20 protein-coding genes are annotated in these 19429 nt (G+C 59.1%); 12 read left to right on the plus strand and 8 right to left on the minus strand.

Translation table 11 applies throughout. The annotated features are described in order from the left end of the window. Positions 1-73: 73 nt before the first annotated feature. Entirely contained in the window at positions 74-916 is an 843-nt protein-coding gene (locus OQ460_RS14920) for a PhzF family phenazine biosynthesis protein (RefSeq protein ID WP_410018218.1), read from the minus strand. Positions 917-949: 33 nt separating this feature from the next. After that, positions 950-1648: a glutathione S-transferase N-terminal domain-containing protein gene (locus OQ460_RS14925; protein WP_410018219.1), complete on the minus strand. Its 699-nt coding sequence runs from the start codon at positions 1646-1648 to the stop codon at positions 950-952. Positions 1649-1902: 254 nt separating this feature from the next. On the opposite strand from OQ460_RS14925, the gene OQ460_RS14930 reads away from it, so the two are divergent. Further along, the gene (locus OQ460_RS14930) at positions 1903-2604 is read left to right on the plus strand and encodes a histidine phosphatase family protein (RefSeq protein WP_410018220.1); all 702 of its coding nucleotides are present in this window, start codon (positions 1903-1905) and stop codon (positions 2602-2604) included. Positions 2605-2698: 94 nt separating this feature from the next. Then, on the plus strand, positions 2699-3754 hold the full coding sequence (locus OQ460_RS14935) for a permease (RefSeq protein ID WP_410018221.1): 1056 nt from the start codon (positions 2699-2701) through the stop codon (positions 3752-3754). 37 nt (positions 3755-3791) lie between these two features. Here OQ460_RS14935 and OQ460_RS14940 read toward each other — a convergent pair whose 3' ends face one another. After that, positions 3792-4553, minus strand: a complete 762-nt coding sequence (locus OQ460_RS14940; RefSeq protein ID WP_410018222.1) for a FadR/GntR family transcriptional regulator — start codon at positions 4551-4553, stop codon at positions 3792-3794. A 254-nt stretch (positions 4554-4807) separates the two neighbouring features. On the opposite strand from OQ460_RS14940, the gene OQ460_RS14945 reads away from it, so the two are divergent. From OQ460_RS14945 to OQ460_RS14980, 8 genes are all read left to right on the plus strand, one after another. Beyond that, positions 4808-5548: an SDR family oxidoreductase gene (locus OQ460_RS14945; protein WP_410018223.1), complete on the plus strand. Its 741-nt coding sequence runs from the start codon at positions 4808-4810 to the stop codon at positions 5546-5548. Between the two features lie 59 nt (positions 5549-5607). Beyond that, positions 5608-6456 (plus strand): fumarylacetoacetate hydrolase family protein, encoded by an 849-nt coding sequence (locus OQ460_RS14950; RefSeq protein WP_410018224.1) that lies wholly within the window; start codon positions 5608-5610, stop codon positions 6454-6456. Between the two features lie 14 nt (positions 6457-6470). Further along, positions 6471-7748: an L-fuconate dehydratase gene (locus tag OQ460_RS14955; protein WP_410018225.1), complete on the plus strand. Its 1278-nt coding sequence runs from the start codon at positions 6471-6473 to the stop codon at positions 7746-7748. 5 nt (positions 7749-7753) lie between these two features. Then, complete coding sequence (locus OQ460_RS14960) at positions 7754-8611, plus strand: amidohydrolase family protein (RefSeq protein ID WP_410018226.1); 858 nt, start codon at positions 7754-7756, stop codon at positions 8609-8611. Beyond that, positions 8608-9384, plus strand: coding sequence for an SDR family oxidoreductase (locus tag OQ460_RS14965; protein WP_410018227.1), 777 nt, complete (start codon positions 8608-8610; stop codon positions 9382-9384). The genes OQ460_RS14960 and OQ460_RS14965 overlap by 4 nt, the downstream gene beginning before the upstream one ends. After that, the gene (locus OQ460_RS14970) at positions 9381-9722 is read left to right on the plus strand and encodes an L-rhamnose mutarotase (RefSeq protein ID WP_410018228.1); all 342 of its coding nucleotides are present in this window, start codon (positions 9381-9383) and stop codon (positions 9720-9722) included. Before OQ460_RS14965 ends, OQ460_RS14970 begins: the two co-directional genes overlap by 4 nt. 114 nt (positions 9723-9836) lie before the next feature. After that, a complete protein-coding gene (locus tag OQ460_RS14975) occupies positions 9837-11063 on the plus strand; it encodes a sugar MFS transporter (RefSeq protein WP_410018229.1) in 1227 nt (408 codons plus the stop codon). 50 nt (positions 11064-11113) lie between these two features. After that, positions 11114-12421: an MFS transporter gene (locus OQ460_RS14980; protein ID WP_410018230.1), complete on the plus strand. Its 1308-nt coding sequence runs from the start codon at positions 11114-11116 to the stop codon at positions 12419-12421. Positions 12422-12476: 55 nt separating this feature from the next. Here the strand turns inward: OQ460_RS14980 and mnmH are convergent, their stop codons facing one another. The 4 genes from mnmH to OQ460_RS15000 all read right to left on the minus strand — a co-directional run bounded on the left by mnmH (position 12477) and on the right by OQ460_RS15000 (position 15737). Continuing rightward, positions 12477-13577, minus strand: coding sequence for a tRNA 2-selenouridine(34) synthase MnmH (mnmH, locus tag OQ460_RS14985; protein ID WP_410018231.1), 1101 nt, complete (start codon positions 13575-13577; stop codon positions 12477-12479). After that, a complete protein-coding gene (gene selD, locus OQ460_RS14990) occupies positions 13577-14611 on the minus strand; it encodes a selenide, water dikinase SelD (protein ID WP_410018232.1) in 1035 nt (344 codons plus the stop codon). Before selD ends, mnmH begins: the two co-directional genes overlap by 1 nt. A 94-nt stretch (positions 14612-14705) precedes the next feature. Then, the gene (locus OQ460_RS14995) at positions 14706-15455 is read right to left on the minus strand and encodes a TerC family protein (protein WP_410018233.1); all 750 of its coding nucleotides are present in this window, start codon (positions 15453-15455) and stop codon (positions 14706-14708) included. Between the two features lie 30 nt (positions 15456-15485). Next, entirely contained in the window at positions 15486-15737 is a 252-nt protein-coding gene (locus OQ460_RS15000; RefSeq protein ID WP_410018234.1) for a hypothetical protein, read from the minus strand. A 148-nt stretch (positions 15738-15885) separates the two neighbouring features. Here OQ460_RS15000 and nhaR point away from each other — a divergent pair, with 148 nt between their 5' ends. Next, positions 15886-16791, plus strand: a complete 906-nt coding sequence (gene nhaR, locus OQ460_RS15005) for a transcriptional activator NhaR (RefSeq protein WP_410022015.1) — start codon at positions 15886-15888, stop codon at positions 16789-16791. Between the two features lie 3 nt (positions 16792-16794). On the opposite strand, the gene OQ460_RS15010 is transcribed toward nhaR, so the two are convergent. Next, on the minus strand, positions 16795-17949 hold the full coding sequence (locus OQ460_RS15010) for an MFS transporter (protein WP_410018235.1): 1155 nt from the start codon (positions 17947-17949) through the stop codon (positions 16795-16797). A 210-nt stretch (positions 17950-18159) separates the two neighbouring features. Here OQ460_RS15010 and sstT point away from each other — a divergent pair, with 210 nt between their 5' ends. Continuing rightward, positions 18160-19383, plus strand: coding sequence for a serine/threonine transporter SstT (gene sstT, locus OQ460_RS15015; RefSeq protein ID WP_410018236.1), 1224 nt, complete (start codon positions 18160-18162; stop codon positions 19381-19383). Positions 19384-19429: the final 46 nt, after the last annotated feature.

Raw genomic sequence — 19429 nt, forward strand, 5'->3', positions numbered from 1 at the left:
CCGAGAGCACAAACACCGCATCCATAACGCTGTTTTTCCATTCAAGTAACAATGGCGTTTGCGCCGATGCTCGTTAAAGCGTCAAGCGCCCATCGATACACAGCGTAACAGCGCCACCGATCCAGATCTCGTCGCCCTGCTGCTCTACCCGGATACGCCCGGCACGCCCCATCGCCGTGCCCTGGCTGACCACGTAACGGCTCGGCGCCAGGCCTTCGCCCAACAGCCATTGGGCAACTCCCGCATTCAGGCTGCCAGTGGCCGGATCTTCCGGGGCACCATCACCGGCAATAAAAGCACGTACTTCAAATTGCGCGTCGTCACCGACGCGAGCTGAGTTCCACGGCGCAATCACGCCCACTGCCAACCCCAGCAGTTGCGAATAGTCCGGCTGCAACCCCAGCACCGCCTCCCGGTCCGCCAGCATCAATGCCAGCCAACCCGCTCCGTTATCGACCCACTGGCTGCGGACAACGGCTTGCGGCTCGAGATTCAGCGCCCGGCACACACGCTCCAGCAAATCAGCCTCCAACGGGCCTGAGCGAAGCAGTGGGGGCGCGATAAAAGCAAGTTCATCACCCTCGCGGCGAATACGCACCAGACCGATCTCGCATTCCTGGATGATTTCTTCGCCCTTGGCTACACCGCCGGCCTGCAGCCAGGCATGGCAACTGCCCAAGGTCGGGTGACCCGCAAACGGCAACTCGCACAAGGTGGTAAAAATACGTACCCGGTAATCGGCCCGTGGATCACGGGGCCTGAGCAAAAACGTGGTCTCGCTGAGGTTGGTCCAATTGGCGAAATCGGCCATTTGTTGGTCGCTGAGACTATCGGCGCCCAGTACCACGGCCAGGGGATTGCCTTTGATGGCCTGGTGACTGAAAACATCCAATTGCTTGAAATCGAAGGTTGGCATGAAATCCCTATCAGAAGTAGATGTGCTTAGGTGTTATTCAGGAATGCTCAAGCCGCGAATCACCGCGGGCCGTGCGACAAATCCCTGCAGCGCCCGCAGTACGTTGGGAAAATCCTGGATCCCTACCAGGTCGCCAGATTCGTAGAAGCCGATCAGGTTGCGAATCCATGGAAAAGTGGCGATATCGGCGATGCTGTAGTCGTCGCCCATGATCCAGGTGCGCCCCATCAAGCGTTGCTCCAGCACCCCAAGCAGACGCCGGGCTTCAGCAGCGTAACGATCGCGCGGGCGCTTGTCTTCGTAGGTCTTGCCGGCAAACTTGTTGAAAAAACCGACCTGGCCAAACATGGGGCCCACCCCTGCCATCTGGAACATCAGCCATTGCAGGGTTTGGTAGCGAGCCGCAGGAGCCTTGGATAACAGCTGGCCGCTCTTCTCCGCCAGGTAAATCAGGATCGCGCCGGATTCAAACAAGGCCAGCGGTTCACCGCCAGGGCCCGCTGGATCAATGATCGCCGGGATCTTGTTGTTGGGGTTCAGCGACAGAAATTCTGCAGAAAACTGATCCTGGGTCTCGAAGCTGACCTTATGCGCCTCATACGCCAGCCCCAACTCTTCGAGCATGATCGACACTTTTACCCCGTTGGGGGTCGGCAGGGAGTACAGTTGCAAGCGCTCAGGATGCTGGGCGGGCCATTTGGCAGTGATCGGGAATGCCGATAGAGAAGTCATCGATAAGCACCAGGACAGGAAACCCCCATCATAGTCATCTGACGCGCAGCCTGCATTGGTCTTCAATTCGCAACATCAACTCGCTAACCTCCTGTACAAACGAACCAAAATGCCAAGTTGCACTCTTAAATGCGCTTGAACGGTTGAATGGAGGCATACCGCCATATTTGTCACGGAGCACCATGCGATGCGGGAAGCACCGCTGTGGGCCGGCTCGTAAGCCGTAATCCGATGCACTGAAGACTTGACCAATAATGAAGATCCAGCCGTTGTGCCTTGCCAAGCGCCTTAAACGATATTCATACATAATGTTGCCGTTATTGGTGGTGGGTGGTGCATTGATGTTGACCCTCGAAGCCCGCGAAAGCCGTGCCCAGCAGGTCAATGGCGTACAGACCCTGGTGTTCCTGCGCCACGGCGAAAAGCCGGCCGGCGGCCTGGGCCAGCTCAATTGCCAGGGCCTCAATCGCGCGATGAACCTGGCCACGGTGTTGCCCGAAAGATTCGGCGCCGCCGATTTTGTGTTCGCGGCCAATCCGACCCGGAATGTCGAGGAAGGTGAACTGGACAATTCCTACAGCTACATTCGCCCCCTGATGACCATCAGCCCCAGCGCCATCAAGCTCGGCCTGCCGGTGAACATTGAGTTCTCGGCCAATGACACCAGCGAACTGGCAGATGAACTGGTAGATAGCAAATACCGCAACTCGATCATCTACACCGCCTGGTCCCACGGTTATCTGCCGGAGCTGATCAACAAGGTGGCGAGCGAAGCATTGGGCGAAAAGCGCACCATTACCGATGACTGGTCCGGGAATGACTTCGACACGCTCTACGTGCTGACCCTGACATGGCACGATGGCAAGGCCACCCTGCTCAGCCGCAATTACAAGCAAGGCCTGGATAACGGCCTGCACACCTGCCCGGATGCAACGCATGTAAACGCCGACACCTGAGCTGGCTCCCTGTGGGAGCCCTCGAGCTTCCCGGGCGAACCGCTTTACCTGCGCGTATGATGTGCCGCTATCGACTTACCTGCGGATCATCACTATGTCCAACCTCACCTCTGCCAGCCCTGTGCGCGGCTGGTCTTTCTGGTGGAAACCGGCGCTGTTTCTCCTGGTGGCCTGTGTTGGCCTGTATTACGTGAAGTGGTCGCCCTACTACTTCAAGGCCTTCGTGGCAGCGGACAGCCACAGCATCGGCGGCTCCATACTCAACGACGAACACAGCGCTCCACTGGCCGCGGCACTGGCCTACGCCAAGGTGTATTTCCTGGCGATCTGGAAAGCTGCCGTGCTGGCGGTGATTCTCGGTTCGCTGTTGCAAGTGCTGATCCCGCGAGACTGGCTGCTGCGCCTGTTCGGTCGCGCCGGGCTCGGCTCCACCGTGCGCGGCGGGCTGTTTGCCCTGCCGGGCATGATGTGCAGCTGCTGCGCCGCGCCGGTGGCTGCAGGCATGCGTCGCCAGCAAGTATCGGTAGGCGCGGCATTGGCATTCTGGATGGCCAATCCAGTGCTCAATCCGGCCACCCTGGTATTCATGGGGTTTGTCCTGGGTTGGGATTTTGCCGCGCTGCGGCTGGTGGCAGGCCTCGTGCTGGTAGTGGGCGTGGCACTGATCGCACAACGAATCGCCCGCCCTGATCAGGTGCCGCAAGTAGCGCTTGAGGCTGTGGCCGACGTCAGCAACACCGAGACCCAACCGTTCCTGAGCCGTTGGCTGCGCAGCTTGTGGCAATTGTTTTGGAGCACCATCCCGGTCTATATCCTGGCGGTGTTGTTACTGGGCGCAGCGCGGGTGTGGCTGTTTCCCCACGTGGACGGGGCGATGGCGGACAGCCTGTTGTGGCTGGTGCCGCTGGCGGTGGTCGGCACGCTGTTTGTGATCCCCACGGCAGCAGAAATTCCTATCGTGCAAACCATGATGACCCTGGGCCTGGGCACCGGGCCTGCCGTGGCGTTGCTGATGACCTTGCCAAGCGTGAGCCTGCCGTCGCTATTGATGCTGCGCAAGGATTTCGACACCCGCGTATTGGTGACCGTGGCCGGGCTGACCATGCTGATGGGCGTGGTGTGTGGACTGGTGGCAGTGGTGATTCTGTAATGATGGGGTGAGTCCGGGGCCAAATAACCGGTTTGGGCTATTGAGCGTTACGACTGAAAATCCGGATCACCTCATCCAAATGCTCGGCCATTGCCTGACGTGCTGCAGCCGGATCGTGTTGTTCCAAGGCCTGCAACACGCGGCGGTGCTCGTCCTCTGAACGATGGGGCATATCGCCCGAGCTGTAGTGGCTTTGCAAACGCTGGAACATGCTGCCGTAACGATGGCCCAGCAGGTGCTGAATCATCAGCGCATACGCCGGGTTATCCGAAGCTTGAGCGATGCGGATATGGAACAGACGATCACCGGGATGGGTGTGTGAACCCTCGCGGTTGTCCTGAACGTTACGTTCGAACGCCTCGCGAATACCCGCCAATTCTTCATCGCTGGCATTCACCGCCGCCAGTGCCGCAGCCTCTGGCTCGATCAAACGCCGGGCCTGGAGTAACGCGAATGGTGGAATTTCTGCGCTGAAATCAACTTCGATCCCCAGTTCAGGGTCCAGCTCTTTCCACTGATCACGCGTGGCCTGGGCCATTACGGGTTCATCGGAAGCCGGTTTTACTGCCGGTTCACAGACCAGAACCCCATTGCCTACACGCACATCCACCAAGCCAATAACTTCCAGCGCAATCATTGCTTCGCGTATCGACGCCCGACTCACCCCCAGCAGCTTGGCCAACTCGCGCTCGGCCGGCAAGCGGCTGCCCGGTGGAAATTCACCGCTGTCGATCAAGGCCCGCAGCTGGTCGGCGATCTGTCGGTAAAGTCTTTGGTTATCAATTACTTGAAATGGCATCGTGCAATTAACTCTGGAGAGTGAAGCAGCTATCGAGCATTTTTTCTAAAAAAAGACGCTTGTTGACGCTTGAGGTGCATGCTACAAAAGGCCCAATGGCCTGACCATTGGACGGATATCGTAGAGCGATCATAGCAAACCTTATCCTGTCACTTGCGTCGATTTGCCATTTACTACGCCTGTAATGGCCTGACCTTTAGGCCTTAGTCAAACAAGAAAAAATAAAAACAATCAACAGCGTCACGGAGTACCTCATGGATCTTTCCGGCAAGCGCGTGCTGATCACCGCAGCCGCTCAGGGCATTGGCTTGGCCAGTGTCCAGGCGTACCTCGCCGCTGGCGCCGAAGTCTTCGCCGCCGACATCAATGCTGGCGCCCTCGACTCTCTGGAAGGCGCGCACAAACATGTTTTAGACGTCACCGATGCCGCTGCCATTGGCCGCCTGGCAAAAGAGCTGGGTGCGCTGGATGTGCTGTTCAACTGCGCGGGCGTGGTGCACAGCGGCAACATTCTCGAGTGCGACGAAAAAGACTGGTCCTTCGCCCTGGACCTCAACGTCACGGCCATGTACCGCATGATCCGTGCGTTCTTGCCTGCCATGCTGGAAAGCGGCGGCGGCTCGATCATCAACATGGCGTCGGTGGCGTCCAGCGTCAAAGGCGTGCCCAACCGCTTTGCCTACTGCGCGAGCAAAGGCGCAGTGATTGGCCTGACGCGTTCGGTTGCGGCGGACTTTATCAGCCAGCACATTCGCTGCAACGCCATCTGCCCCGGCACCGTCGACTCCCCTTCCCTGCGTCAACGCATCAGCGAACAAGCCCTGCGCGAAGGCCGCAGCACCGAGCAGGTGTACGACGCCTTTGCTGCGCGCCAACCGATGGGCCGCATTGGTACTGCTGAGGAGATAGCGCAACTGGCGCTGTACCTGGGATCGAGCGCCAGCGGTTTCACCACCGGCACGGCGCAAATCATTGATGGTGGTTGGAGCAACTGACTCCTGATGTAGGGGCAAGCTCGCTCCTGCCTGGATTTCTAATCGATAAAGGAAATTTTATGAAACTGCTGCGCTACGGCGAAAAAGGCCTGGAACGTCCCGCTTTGCTTGATAACAACGGTGATCTGCGCGACTTGTCCGCAGTGGTCACAGATATCGCAGGCGATGCCCTCAGCCCGCAAAGCATTGCCCGTTTGCAGGACATCGACCCTTCGACCCTGCCACGGGTCGAAGGCTCGCCGCGCATCGGCGCTTGCGTCGGCCAGGTAGGAAAATTCATCTGCATTGGTCTGAACTACGCCGACCATGCTGCCGAAACCGGCGCTGCCATCCCGGCCGAGCCGGTGGTGTTCAGCAAGTGGACCAGCGCCATTGGCGGCCCCGACGACAACATAGAAATCCCGCGCAACTCATGCAAGACCGACTGGGAAGTCGAACTCGGCGTGGTTATCGGCAAAGGCGGTCGCTACATCAGCGAAAGCGATGCCCTCGAACACGTGGCCGGTTATTGCGTGGTCAACGATGTGTCCGAGCGCGAGTTCCAGCTGGAACTGGGCGGCACGTGGGACAAAGGCAAGGGCTGCGACACCTTCGGCCCGATCGGTCCATGGCTGGTGACCCGCGATGAAATCGCTGACCCGCATCAGCTGGATCTGTGGCTGGAAGTCGACGGCAAGCGCTATCAGAACGGCAACACGCGCACGATGATTTTCCAGATTCCGAAAATCGTCAGCTACCTCAGCCAGTTCATGAGCCTGCAACCCGGTGATGTGATTTCCACCGGCACACCGCCCGGCGTAGGCCTGGGCATCAAACCAGCCCCCGTCTACCTGCGCGCAGGTCAGCAGATCCGCCTGGGCATCCAAGGCCTCGGTGAACAAAACCAACGCACTGTGAATGCCGACTGACAGGGAGTTGCGCCATGACCACGATCACCGCCGTACGCGTTGAAGACATTCGCTTCCCCACCTCGCAATCGCTGGACGGCTCGGACGCGATGAACCCGGACCCGGATTATTCCGCCGCCTATGTGATTCTCGAAACCGATACGCCGGGCCTGCAAGGTCATGGCCTGACCTTCACCATCGGCCGTGGCAACGAGATTTGCTGCGTCTCGATCAATGCACTGGCGGGTCTGCTGGTGGGATTGAAGCTGGAATGGATCGCCGAAGACATGGGCCGCTTCTGGCGCCACGTCACCAGCGACAGCCAACTGCGCTGGATCGGCCCGGACAAAGGTGCGATTCACCTCGCCACTGGTGCTGTGGTCAACGCTGCCTGGGACCTGTGGGCCAAGGCCGAAGGCAAACCGGTATGGCGCCTGGTGGCCGATATGAGCCCCGAACAACTGGTGCGCTGCATTGATTTTCGCTACATCACCGATTGCATCACCCCGGCAGAAGCCCTGGCCTTTCTGCGCGAGCGCGCCCACGGCAAGGCCGAGCGCATTGCACTGCTCGAGGCCCAAGGCTATCCCTGCTACACCACCTCTGCCGGGTGGTTGGGTTATGCCGACGACAAGCTGCGCCGGCTGTGCCAGGAAGCCGTCGACGCGGGCTTTTCCCACGTCAAGTTGAAGGTCGGCCATGACTTGCAGGACGATATACGCCGCGTGCGCATTGCTCGCGAAGTGCTCGGGCCGGATCGTCAATTGATGATCGACGCCAACCAAGTATGGGAAGTCGACACAGCCATCGACTGGGTGCGCGAGCTGTCTTTCGCCAACCCGTGGTTTATCGAAGAACCCACCAGCCCCGACGACGTCGAGGGCCATCGCAAAATCCGCCTCGGTGTGGCCCCGGTGAAGGTCGCCACCGGCGAGATGTGCCAAAACCGCATCGTGTTCAAGCAACTGATCATGCGCGAGGCGATCGATGTGGTGCAGATCGACGCCTGCCGGCTGGGAGGAGTCAATGAAGTGCTGGCGGTGATGCTGATGGCCGCCAAGTACAACTTGCCAGTGTGTCCACACGCGGGTGGCGTTGGTTTGTGCGAGTACGTGCAGCACCTGTCGATGATCGATTATCTATGCATCGCCGGGACTCATGAAGGGCGCGTGGTGGAGTTTGTCGACCATCTGCACGAACACTTCGAAGACCCGTGCGTGATTCGCAATGCGGCCTACATGCCACCGCAGGCGCCGGGGTTCTCGATCCAGATGAAAGCCGCATCCCGCGAACAGTACCGGTATCGGGGCTGAATGCCATGGCGCCCTCACTGCGGCTGGATGCACACCAGCACTTCTGGCGCTATGACGCCGCAAGCTATCCGTGGATCACTGCCGGCATGGACTGCCTGCGCCGTGACTTTCAACCCGATGATTTGCAGCCCTTGCTCGATGCCAGCGGATTTGACGGCTGCATTGCCGTGCAGGCCCGCACCTGCGAAAGCGAGACCGATCAGTTGCTGGCATTGGCCGAACGCTACCCATGGATTCGTGCCGTAGTGGGCTGGGTAGACCTGTGTTCCAGCGACCTGGAGCAGTCGCTGGAACGCTGGACCCAGGCATCGGTGTTGCGTGGCTTTCGTCATCAAATTCAGGACGAAAGCTCGCCTGCCGAGTTCATGCAGAACCCGGCATTCGGTCGGGGGCTGGCTAGCTTGCAACGTCAGGGGTTGGTCTACGAAGTATTGATCAAGTCACCGGATCTGGGCGCTGCAACAGCTTTGTGCCAGCAACATGACCGGCACGCAATGGTGCTCGACCACTTGGGCAAACCCGATGTGCAGACCAACGACTTGAAGGCTTGGGCCAAGCAACTCGCGCCATTGGCAGCACTGCCCCACGTCAGTTGCAAACTGTCGGGGCTGATTACCCAAGCCCATTGGCAAGGCTGGAGCGACGCACAACTTGCGCCCTATTTGCACACTGCGCTGGAGCTGTTCGGCCCTGAACGCCTGATGTTCGGCTCCGACTGGCCAGTGTGTCTGCTGGCGGGCGTTTACGCAGACACCTGCACCTTGCTCGACGGCGCGCTGCAGGGTTTGAGCGCGTCAGAACAAGCAGCGATCTGGGGCGCGAATGCCTGCGCCCTTTATAGGATTGAAGGAGTGAAACGATGAATCTGTACCTGCAAGACAAGGTCTTTATCGTTACGGGTGGCGGCTCGGGCATCGGCGCCGCTATTTCGCTGGGTTTGGCCGACGAAGGCGCGATCCCGGTGATTTTCGGTCACAGCCCGCTGTCCGATGAACTGGCGCAGCAACTGGATCAGCGCAGCCCGCGACACCTGTTTATCCAGGTTGAGCTGCGCGACGAAGACGCTTGCCGCGCCGCCGTCGCCCTGGTATTGCAACGTTTGGGCCGCATTGACGGTCTGGTCAATAACGCCGGGGTCAACGATGGTGTCGGGCTTGAAGCCGGGCGCTCGGCGTTCGTCGAATCCCTGGAAAAAAACCTGATCCATTACTACCTGATGACGCATTTGTGCGTAGACGCGCTCAAGGCCACGCGCGGATCTATCGTCAATATCAGTTCCAAAACCGCCCTCACCGGCCAGGGTGGCACCAGCGGCTACACCGCCGCCAAAGGCGCGCAACTATCGCTGACCCGCGAATGGGCCACCTCATTGCTCGGCGACGGAGTTCGGGTCAATGCGGTGATTCCCGCCGAAGTCATGACCCCGCTGTACGAACGCTGGATCAACACCTTCACCGACCCGAAAGCCAAGCTGGCGAGCATCGTCGAAAAAATCCCCTTCGGCCAACGCATGACAACAAGCGAAGAGATCGCTGACAGCGTGCTGTTTTTATTGTCCTCGCGCTCTTCTCACACCACCGGGCAATGGTTGGTGGTAGATGGCGGCTACACCCATCTGGACCGGGCGCTGACATGAGCCGCCAGTGCCTGGCGCTGGACCTGATCGACGACCCGGAGCTGATTGCCCGGTACGAGCACTTGCACCAACAGATCTGGCCGCAGATCAGCGCCCACCTGCGCCAGCACGGCGTGCTGGATATGCAGATCTGGCGACTGGGCACCCGGTTGTTCATGGTCATGGACACAGGACCACAGTTCAGTGCAACAGCGTTTGCCCAGGCCAGCGCCAGCGATGCGCAAGTGCTGGAATGGGAAGCGCTGATGTCGCGCTTTCAGCAGCCCACGCCGTGGACCCTGCCAAATGAAAAATGGCGGCCGATGACCCGGATATTCAGCCTGATCGATCAACCCTGAGGCAAACAGGCATCTGCAGGAACGAGCTTTTTCAGTACCAAGGAATCATGAACAAGCTCTCTCCTGCAGACGATTCACGCAAGTCGCCAACAACAATAAAAAAGGAGATGCGTCATGTCGCTCAAGCACTCGAACGCCGCAGTACCGCGTTTTACCCGCACCGTTACGTCTTATCGCTGGGCCCTGACTCTGGTGACCTGCCTGTTCTTTTTGTGGGGTTTGTCCTACGGCTTGCTGGATGTGCTGAACAAGCACTTTCAGGAAACCCTGCACGTCAGCAAGGCGCAGTCAGGCCTGCTGCAAAGCGCGTATTTCGGGGCGTATTTTTTGATCGCCCTGCCCGCCGGTTTGCTGATGGACAAGTACGGCTACAAGGCCGGCATCCTGCTGGGTTTGTGTCTCTACGCCACCGGAGCCCTTTTGTTCATGCCCGCCGCTGCGGCACAAAGTTTTCAGTTTTTCTTGTTCGCGCTGTTTGTGATTGCCTGCGGCCTGGGCTGCCTCGAAACTGCCGCCAACCCTTATGCCACGGTATTGGGCGCACCCGAAGGCGCTGAGCGACGCTTGAACCTGGCGCAGTCGTTCAACGGTTTAGGGCAGTTTTTCGGACCATTGATTGGCGGCGCACTGTTCTTCAGCGGTGCCAACAGCGTCGACACCACACAGTCGCTGCAAATGACGTATCTGGTGATTGCCACGATGGTGTTGCTGGTCGCCGTGCTGATCGCCCGTACTCCACTGCCGGATTTACGCGAGCAGGAGGCCCATGTCCAGCAGCACGACAGCAAGTCCCTATGGCAGCACCGCGAGTTTGTCAGCGGGGTCATCACCCAGTTCTTTTATGTCGGCGCGCAAGTCGGCGTGGGTGCGTTTTTTATCAACTACGTCACCGAACACTGGGCGCAGATAAGCAGCCAGCAAGCCGCGTATCTGCTGTCCGTGGCAATGCTCAGCTTCATGTTCGGGCGCTTCTTCAGCACCTGGCTGATGGGGCGCGTCAATGCCCAACACCTGCTGCTGATTTATGCGCTGATCAACGTCGCACTCAGCGCCGTGGTGGTGCTGGGATACGAAGGCATTTCGGTGGTGGCGCTGGTCGCGATGTTCTTCTTTATGTCGATCATGTTCCCGACCCTGTTTGCCATGGGGGTCAAGAACCTTGGTGTACATACCAAGCGCGGCAGCTCGTTCATGATCATGGCCATTGTCGGCGGTGCATTGCTGCCCTACGTGATGGGAATGGTGGCCGACCACTGGTCCACCGCCGCGGCGTATCTGTTGCCGATGGGGTGCTTTGTCATTATCGCCGTCTATGCCCGTGCGGCCTTGAAAAACCGTTAATCGCTGTACCGATGTTGCTGCCTTCACAAAAACAATAATCGGAGCACCTCATGTCTAACCTCGCATTGAAACAGGCTCTAAGCAAAATCCGCTGGCGCATCTTGCCCTTTGTCGCGCTGATGTTCGCGATGGCGATCATCGACCGTTCCAATATTGGTTTTGCCAAACACGCCTTTCAGGCTGATACCGGCCTGAGTAATGCAGCATTCGCGCTGGGCGCGGGTATTTTCTTTATCGGTTATGCCGTGTTTGAAGTGCCAAGCAACCTGATGCTGCACAAGATTGGCGCCCGTATCTGGCTGAGCCGGATCATGATCACCTGGGGCCTGGTCTCGGCCGCCATGATGTTTGCCCACGATGAAACCAGCTTCTACATCCTGCGCTTTCTGCTGGGTGTCGCCGAAGCGGGCCTGTCGCCGGGCGTGGTGTTGTACCTGACCTACTGGTTCCCGCAAAACCAGCGGGGCTCGGCGTATGGCATTTATTATTTTGGCGTGCCAGTGTCGCTGATGGTCGGCGGGCCGGTCTCGGGCTGGCTGCTGGAAACCGCCCAGTTCGGCCTCGCTGGCTGGCAATGGATGTTTGTGACTGAAGGTCTGGCTGCGTCGATCATTGGCGTGTTCGCGTTCTTTTACCTGACCGACAAACCCCGCGATGCCAAGTGGTTGAGCACTGAAGAAAAGGCCGCGATCGAGCACGAACTGGAAAAAGAGCAACTGCTCAAGGCCAATAAAGGTCCGTCTTCGTGGCGCGCCGCACTGATCAATCCCAAGGTGCTGTACTTCACCCTGATCTACTTCACGATTCAGGTCAGTGTGTATGGCGTGCTGTTTTACCTGCCCACGAGAATCGCCGAACTGCTCGGTACCGGCATTGGCTTGAAGGTAGGCTTGCTGACCTCGATCCCATGGATTGCCACTGTGATCATGCTGTATGCCGTGACCCGCTACGCCGACCGCAAAGGCCAGCAAACCCGCTTCGCCGCAGTGATGCTGGGGTTGGCCGCCGTAGGCATGGTCGGCTCGACCTTGAGCGGCAGTTTGCCATTGGTGATTGTGGCGTTCTGCGTCGCAGCTGCCGGTTTTATCACGGTACAGCCGCTGTTCTGGACTTTGCCTACGCGGTTTTTGGGCGGAGCGGCCGCAGCCAGCGGCATTGCTGTGATCGGCGCACTGGGCAACCTGGGCGGTTTTCTCGCGCCAACAGTCAAAACCTGGGCCGAAGTCTACTTCGATAACGCCCATGCAGGCATGTACTTCCTGGCCGGGACGGCGTTGCTGGGCGCGCTGATGCTGGTTCGCTCGGCCAGGGCGGGCAAGCAGGCCGATACCGCCCAGGCACTCCAGTCACCCGGATGACCAGGCGGCACGGCCTGGCATTGCACGCCGATGGACATCGAGGCTCATCAGGGCCTCACCCGCGCCGGGCAACTCGCTCACGCAGGTACTCCAACACCGCCCCCTGCTCCCCGGCGAATTCGATCCGTGCGCCTTTCTTCTCACGCTGGAAGGCGTACATCGGATCGTAATACTCGCGCAGCAACCCCTCGATCCAGGCTCGGTGCAAGTCCACTGACCCTGTACGGCCCTGCTCCTCCAAGGCCTCCTGCAACAGCGTCTGCAAACGTTGGAAGCGCTCGCCGCCCAGGCGTTTATGGATATTGCCCAGGCTTTGGGTCAGACGCTCGGCAAACAACTCCTGGCCCTGATCACCAAATACCTCGACAAACTCGGCGCACAGATCGACCACATAATCGCGCAGGATCCGCTCGACCCGCCCGGCGATGCTGTCTTCCAGCCACACCATAGGCATCGTCTGCATCGCCTTGTGCAAGGCCAGCGGCAAAGCACAACTGCCGATCATGCGGCTCTCGTCTTCCAGCACAAACTGTTCGATATCGAGCGCACGCTTTTTCAGCACGTCGACGGCCAGGCGGTTCTCGAAGTCGATATTCGACGGCTGCCCGGTGGCATGCTTGCCGAAACTGGAACCCCGGTGATTGGCATGGCCTTCCAGGTCCAGGGCATTGCGCAACTGGCCCAGTACTTCGGTCTTGCCGGTGCCGGTCATGCCTCCCAGCAAGACAAAATCACATTGGGTAGCGGCCTGTTCAAGGGTATTGAGCAAAAAGCCGCGCATGGCCTTGTAGCCACCGCCTACCCGCGGATAGTCGATACCCGCCTCGCTCAACCACTGCTGGACGATCTGCGAACGCAAGCCGCCGCGAAAGCAGTACAGGTAACCATTTGGGTTGGCGCGGGCGAACTGTGCCCACTGTTCGACGCGCTCAGCCTTGACGGTGCCGCAGACCAACTGATGCCCCAGCACAATTGCCGCCTGCTGCCCTTGCTGCTTGTAGCAAGTCCCCACCCGTTGACGTTCGTCATCGGTCATCAAGGGCAAGTTGATCACGCCTGGAAACGCGCCCTTGACGAACTCCACCGGCGCGCGGGTATCCATCATCGGCCGATCGTGAAGAAAAATATCGCGGTAATCGGTAATGTCGATGGGCATCAAGACACCTCTACCGCGTTGCTCTGTCGCTCCACCAATCGGCCAATGGGCGCCAGGTCCAGCCCAAGCTCGGCAGCTACGGCGAGGAACTCGACTTCACCCTCAGGGGTAACCGCTACCAACAGGCCGCCACTGGTCTGCGGGTCGCACAGCACGCGCTTGTGCAGTTCGTTGATACGCCCCAACTGGCGGGAGTAGCTGTCGAAATTACGCAACGTGCCGCCGGGCACACAACCCTGATCCAGGTAATACTCGACGCCTGGCAGGCGTGGGACTTTTTCGTACTCGATGTGGGCAGTCAAACCACTGCCGTCAGCCATTTCCACCAAGTGCCCCAGCAGGCCAAAGCCGGTCACATCGGTCATCGCGGTAACGCCAGCCAGCTTGCCAAAGCGGCTGCCGGGCTTGTTGAGGGTACACATCCAGTCACGCGCCAGGCCGATGTCAGCGTCGCGCAGCTTGCCCTTCTTTTCTGCTGTGGTCAGGATGCCGATACCCAACGGCTTGGTCAGGTACAACTGGCAGCCTGCAGTGGCTGTGTCGTTGCGCTTCATATGGCGCTTGTTTACCAGGCCGGTAACGGCCAGGCCGAAGATTGGCTCCGGAGCATCGATGGAGTGGCCACCCGCCAGGGGAATGCCAGCGGCATCGCACACCGAACGGCCGCCACGAATCACTTCCCGGGCTATTTCCGGGGCCAGGATATTGACCGGCCAACCGAGAATCGCAATGGCCATCAGCGGGTCGCCGCCCATGGCATAGATATCACTGATGGCGTTGGTAGCGGCAATACGTCCGAAATCGAAGGGATCATCGACGATGGGCATGAAAAAATCGGTAGTGGAAACCACGCCACGCTCTTCGTCGATGGCGTAGACCGCCGCGTCATCCCGCGAGGCATTGCCTACCCAAAGCCTGGGATCCAGGTTCTGCGCACCGCTGCCGGCGAGGATCACTTCCAGGACCTGGGGCGAGATTTTGCAGCCACAACCCGCGCCGTGACTGTACTGGGTAAGGCGAATCTGCTCGTTCATGGGGGACCTCAAGCTATCAAGTCCGTGGATTCTAACAGACGGCAAAAGGCCGGCCGGACTCTTGAGAGTACGGCCGGCCTTTGGGTGTCAGCGGTTACTGCCTGGCGGCGAGCAATCGCTTGTGCCGGTTGCGCCGCGCGATGTTCAGGCACTCGATCGCTGCCGAGAACGCCATCGCCGCGTACACATAGCCTTTTGGCACATGGGCGCCGAAACCTTCGGCGATCAGCGTCATGCCGATCATGATCAAGAAGCCCAGGGCCAGCATCACCACCGTCGGGTTGTCGTTGATGAACTTGGCCAGCGGTTCTGCCGCCACCAGCATCACGATCACCGAGGTCACGACGGCGATGATCATGATCGGCAAGTGCTCGGTCATGCCCACGGCCGTAATGATACTGTCGATCGAGAACACCAGGTCGAGCAACAGGATCTGCCCGATAGCCGCTGCGAAGCCGATGGACACGGCGTTGCCAGCACTTGGCTTCTCTTCAGGCTCTGGATCCATGCTGTGATGGATCTCGGTCGTCGCCTTCCACACCAGGAACAGGCCACCTGCAATCAGGATCATGTCCTTCCACGAAAAGGCCTGGCCGAACACTTCAAACACCGGCGCCGTCAACTGCACGATAAAGGCGATGGTGCTCAACAAGCCCAGGCGCAGGAACAGCGCCATGCTGATGCCGATACGGCGTGCCTTGGCCCGATGTTTTTCCGGGAGTTTGTTGGTGAGGATCGAGATGAAGATCAGGTTGTCGATCCCCAACACGATTTCCATCACGATCAAAGTCGCCAGGGCTACCCAGGCGGTAGGGCTCGCGGCCAGTTGTACAAGGTAATCCATAGGTCAGTCCTGACTCGGTGTTCGGAAAAATTAAGTTTCTTGCGAGGTGGGTTCAGGCTTGTCGCGCTGCTCTTGCTCGTCTTCTTTGGGTGCAATCAAACCTTGAGTGGCTTCGCTCAACGCCTGCTCGGCAGCCTTGTGGGTTTCGTCGATCGCTTGCTTGGCCGACTCGCTGGCCTTACCCAACAATTGCTGTGCACTTTTTTCAGCCTGGTCACAGCCGCTGACCATCACTAATGAAAGCGCAAGCAGCGCCGCTGCGCCTAAAGGATTAAGTTTCATGATGCTTTCCTCGTTAGAACCGATGGACCCAAGCGGTGGGCCCGCGATAGCCAGGCATTCTAAGGAGCCTGACACTTCAGAAAAATTCGTATTTTTTTCGCTTATACTTCGGTTTATACGAAGTAATGAATTCTCCATGAGGCGCCAAATGCTCAACTACCGACAATTACATTACTTCTGGGTGGTGGCCAAGACCGGCAGCATCGTGCGCGCGTGCGAACAGTTGAACCTCACGCCGCAGACTATCAGCGGGCAAATCAGCTTGCTTGAGCAAACCTTCAGCGTGGCACTGTTCCAGCGGGTCGGGCGCCAATTGGAACTGACCGAGGCCGGGCGCCAGGCGTTGCCCTATGCCGAACAAATGTTCCTGTTGGGCAATGAGTTGGAAGGAATGCTCAGGGCCCAGCCCAACGAACAGCAGATTCCATTTCGCGTGGGAGTGGCGGACGTGGTGCCCAAGTCCATCGTCTACAGGCTGATCGCACCGACCATGGAGCTGAGCGAGCCGATTCGCATCACTTGCCGCGAGGACAAACTCGAACGGCTCTTGGCTGACCTGGCGATCCAGCGCCTGGACCTGGTGATTTCCGATAGCCCGATGCCCAGCCACCTGGATATCAAAGGTTATAGCCAGAAGCTGGGAGAGTGCGGAATCAGCTTTTTCGCCACCCAGGCGCTGAGCGAACAGCATGGCGGTGATTTCCCACAGTGCCTGCATGGCGCCCCGCTACTGATTCCGGGCGCGGAAACCGTGGTCCACAGCCGCCTGCTGCGTTGGTTTGCCGAACAGAAAATCCAACCACGAATCGTCGGCGAATTCGACGACAGTGCATTGATGCAGGCTTTCGGCCAGTCCGGCAGCGGGATTTTTATCGCACCCAGCGTCATCGCCGATGAGGTTGAACGTCAGTACGGCGTCACGCTGGTAGGTCAGACAGACGCGGTGACTGAATCGTTCTATGCCATCTCGGTGGAGCGCAAGGTCAAACACCCCGGCATCGTGGCGATTACTGAAGGCGCACGACGGGAACTGTTTACCGCTCTGCCTGGATAGGGTTCAGGCGCATGCTTCGCGGGTTTTGCTGGTCATCAGCCACAAGGCCAGCAGAATCGACAACAGGATAAAGCCGGAGGCGGCAAACCCAAGGCTGCCCAACCCAAGTGTATCGATCACGTGCCCACCGACCATCGCCCCCAGGCCAATCCCCAGGTTCGCCCCCGCGATGTTCAGCGATGCCGCAAAAGCTGGCGCATGGGGCGCGGCCTTCATCAACCGCACATGACTGACCAGAAACAGCGCCGCCTGGGTCACACCCCAGATCCCCATTGCTGCCGCCAGGCCCAGCGTGGAATGGATCGCGGGAACCAACGCCACCATTCCGGTGATCATAAAGCCGCAGAACACCATGGAGGCAATCAACGGATGGCGATCCACCGCACGCCCGCCAAGGGAGTTGCCGATCAGGCCGACTGCGCCAAAGCCCATCAGGCACCAACCCACCAGCGTGCCATCGAAACCGGCCAGGCGCTCGAGGATGTCCGCCAGGTAGGTATACACGGTGAACATGCCGCTAAAGACCAGAATCGACAGCAGCACATGCCCCTGCATCAACGGGTTGCGCAGGATCTTGAACTGCGAGCGCAGCGTCACTTCGTCCATCTTCACTTTTGTCGACGGCAGGTAAACCAACAGCAGCAATGCCTTGAGCACCGCCACCACGGCCAAAATGCCAAAGGCTGTGCGCCAGCCGAACATGTCGGAGATCAAAGTGCCGACCGGGATACCGAATACCGTGGCACAGACAATCCCGAAACCGATCTTGGCAATCGCCCGGCCGGCGTATTCAGGCCCGACAATGTCAACCGCCGTTTCACTGGCCAGTGCCCAGAACACCGGCAAGCCCAAGGCCGGGATCAAGCGAGCCAGGGACATGACCCAAATGTTCGGCGCCAGGGCTGCCAGGGTGTTCGCCACCCCGAACATCAGCAAAATGCTGATAAACAATCGCTTGCGCTCGAAACGCGCAAAATAGGCAGTGAGAAACGGGCCGAAAGCCGCCACGGTGAAAGCGAACAGGGTCACCAACAGGCCGGCCTGGGACACGCTAACATCAAGATCACGAGCGATGGACGGTAGCAGGCCAACAATCACGAACTCGGTGGTCAACACGGTAAAACCGGCCGCAGATAGCAGCAGGATAGGCAACAGCATGAACAACTCCAGAAACGGCGACGCCAGCGTTGGCCCAAGGGCCCGCTGACAATGAAAAAGATGAGGATGGCCAATCTTAACAGAATGTATCCAGACCACCCAGCGCCCGGGTGACTGAATGCCGCAGGAAACATGGATATCTGGCACGGCATGTTAGACTCCGCACCCTGTATTACGCTGCGCACATTAAAAAAACTAGAGACAACTCTTATGACTGCTGCCCCTTCGCTCTTTCAACGCCTCATGCGCGTCAGCCTGGTGACCCAAATCGTCATCGGCCTGATTGCAGGCATCGTATTGGCCTTGCTGTTGCCCAGTGCCGCTCAATCGGTAGGGATTATCGGCAAGTTATTTGTCTCGGCGCTCAAGGCCGTCGCGCCGATCCTGGTGTTCGTACTGGTTATGGCCTCGATTGCCAACCATAAGCACGGTCAGGAAACCCATATCCGGCCAATCCTGTTCCTGTATTTGCTGGGGACTTTTTCCGCAGCGGTCGTGGCAGTCGTCGCCAGCACGCTGTTCCCCTCGAACCTGGTGCTCACTACCCATGACGTGGCGGTAAGTGCCCCCGGCGGCATAACTGAAGTGCTGCAAAGCCTGTTGTTCAGCGTGGTGGATAACCCGATCAGCGCCCTGATGAACGCCAACTTCATCGGCATCCTGGCCTGGGCCATCGGCATGGGTATCGCTATCCGCCATGCCGGTGAAACTACACGTACGGTGCTGGGCGACCTGTCCACTGGCGTCACGTTGATCGTACGCGTAGTGATTCGCTTCGCCCCGCTGGGGATCTTCGGCCTGGTGGCATCGACCTTGGCCACCTCGGGTTTCGGCGCGCTGCTGGGCTATGCACATCTGTTGCTGGTACTGATCGGCTGCATGTTGTTCGTGGCGCTGGTGGTCAACCCGGCCATCGTGTTCTGGAAACTGCGTCGCAACCCATACCCGCTGGTGCTGATGTGCCTGCGCGAAAGTGGCATCACGGCGTTTTTCACCCGCAGTTCGGCGGCCAACATTCCGGTTAACCTGGCGTTGAGCGAGAAACTGGGCCTGCATGAAGACACTTACTCGGTGTCGATCCCATTGGGCGCAACCATCAACATGGCCGGTGCCGCCATCACCATCACCGTGCTGACCCTGGCCGCCGTACATACCCTAGGCATTGCCGTGGACCTGCCGACGGCAGTGCTGCTCAGCCTAGTGGCCGCGATCTGCGCCTGCGGTGCGTCGGGTGTGGCTGGTGGTTCGTTGCTGCTGATCCCGCTGGCATGCAGCCTGTTCGGTATTCCCAGTGAAATCGCCATGCAAGTGGTCGCCGTGGGCTTCATCATCGGCGTGCTGCAGGATTCGGCCGAAACCGCGCTGAACTCCTCCACTGACGTGCTGTTCACCGCTGCTGCCTGCCTGGGCCAGGAAAACAAAACCCCGGCTTGATGCGCGCACCATAAAAAGCCCGGGCCGCTCCTTGAGGAGCCGCCCG

Origin of the sequence: Pseudomonas imrae (genome assembly GCF_046352735.2) — a bacterium.
Lineage (GTDB): Bacteria > Pseudomonadota > Gammaproteobacteria > Pseudomonadales > Pseudomonadaceae > Aquipseudomonas > Aquipseudomonas imrae.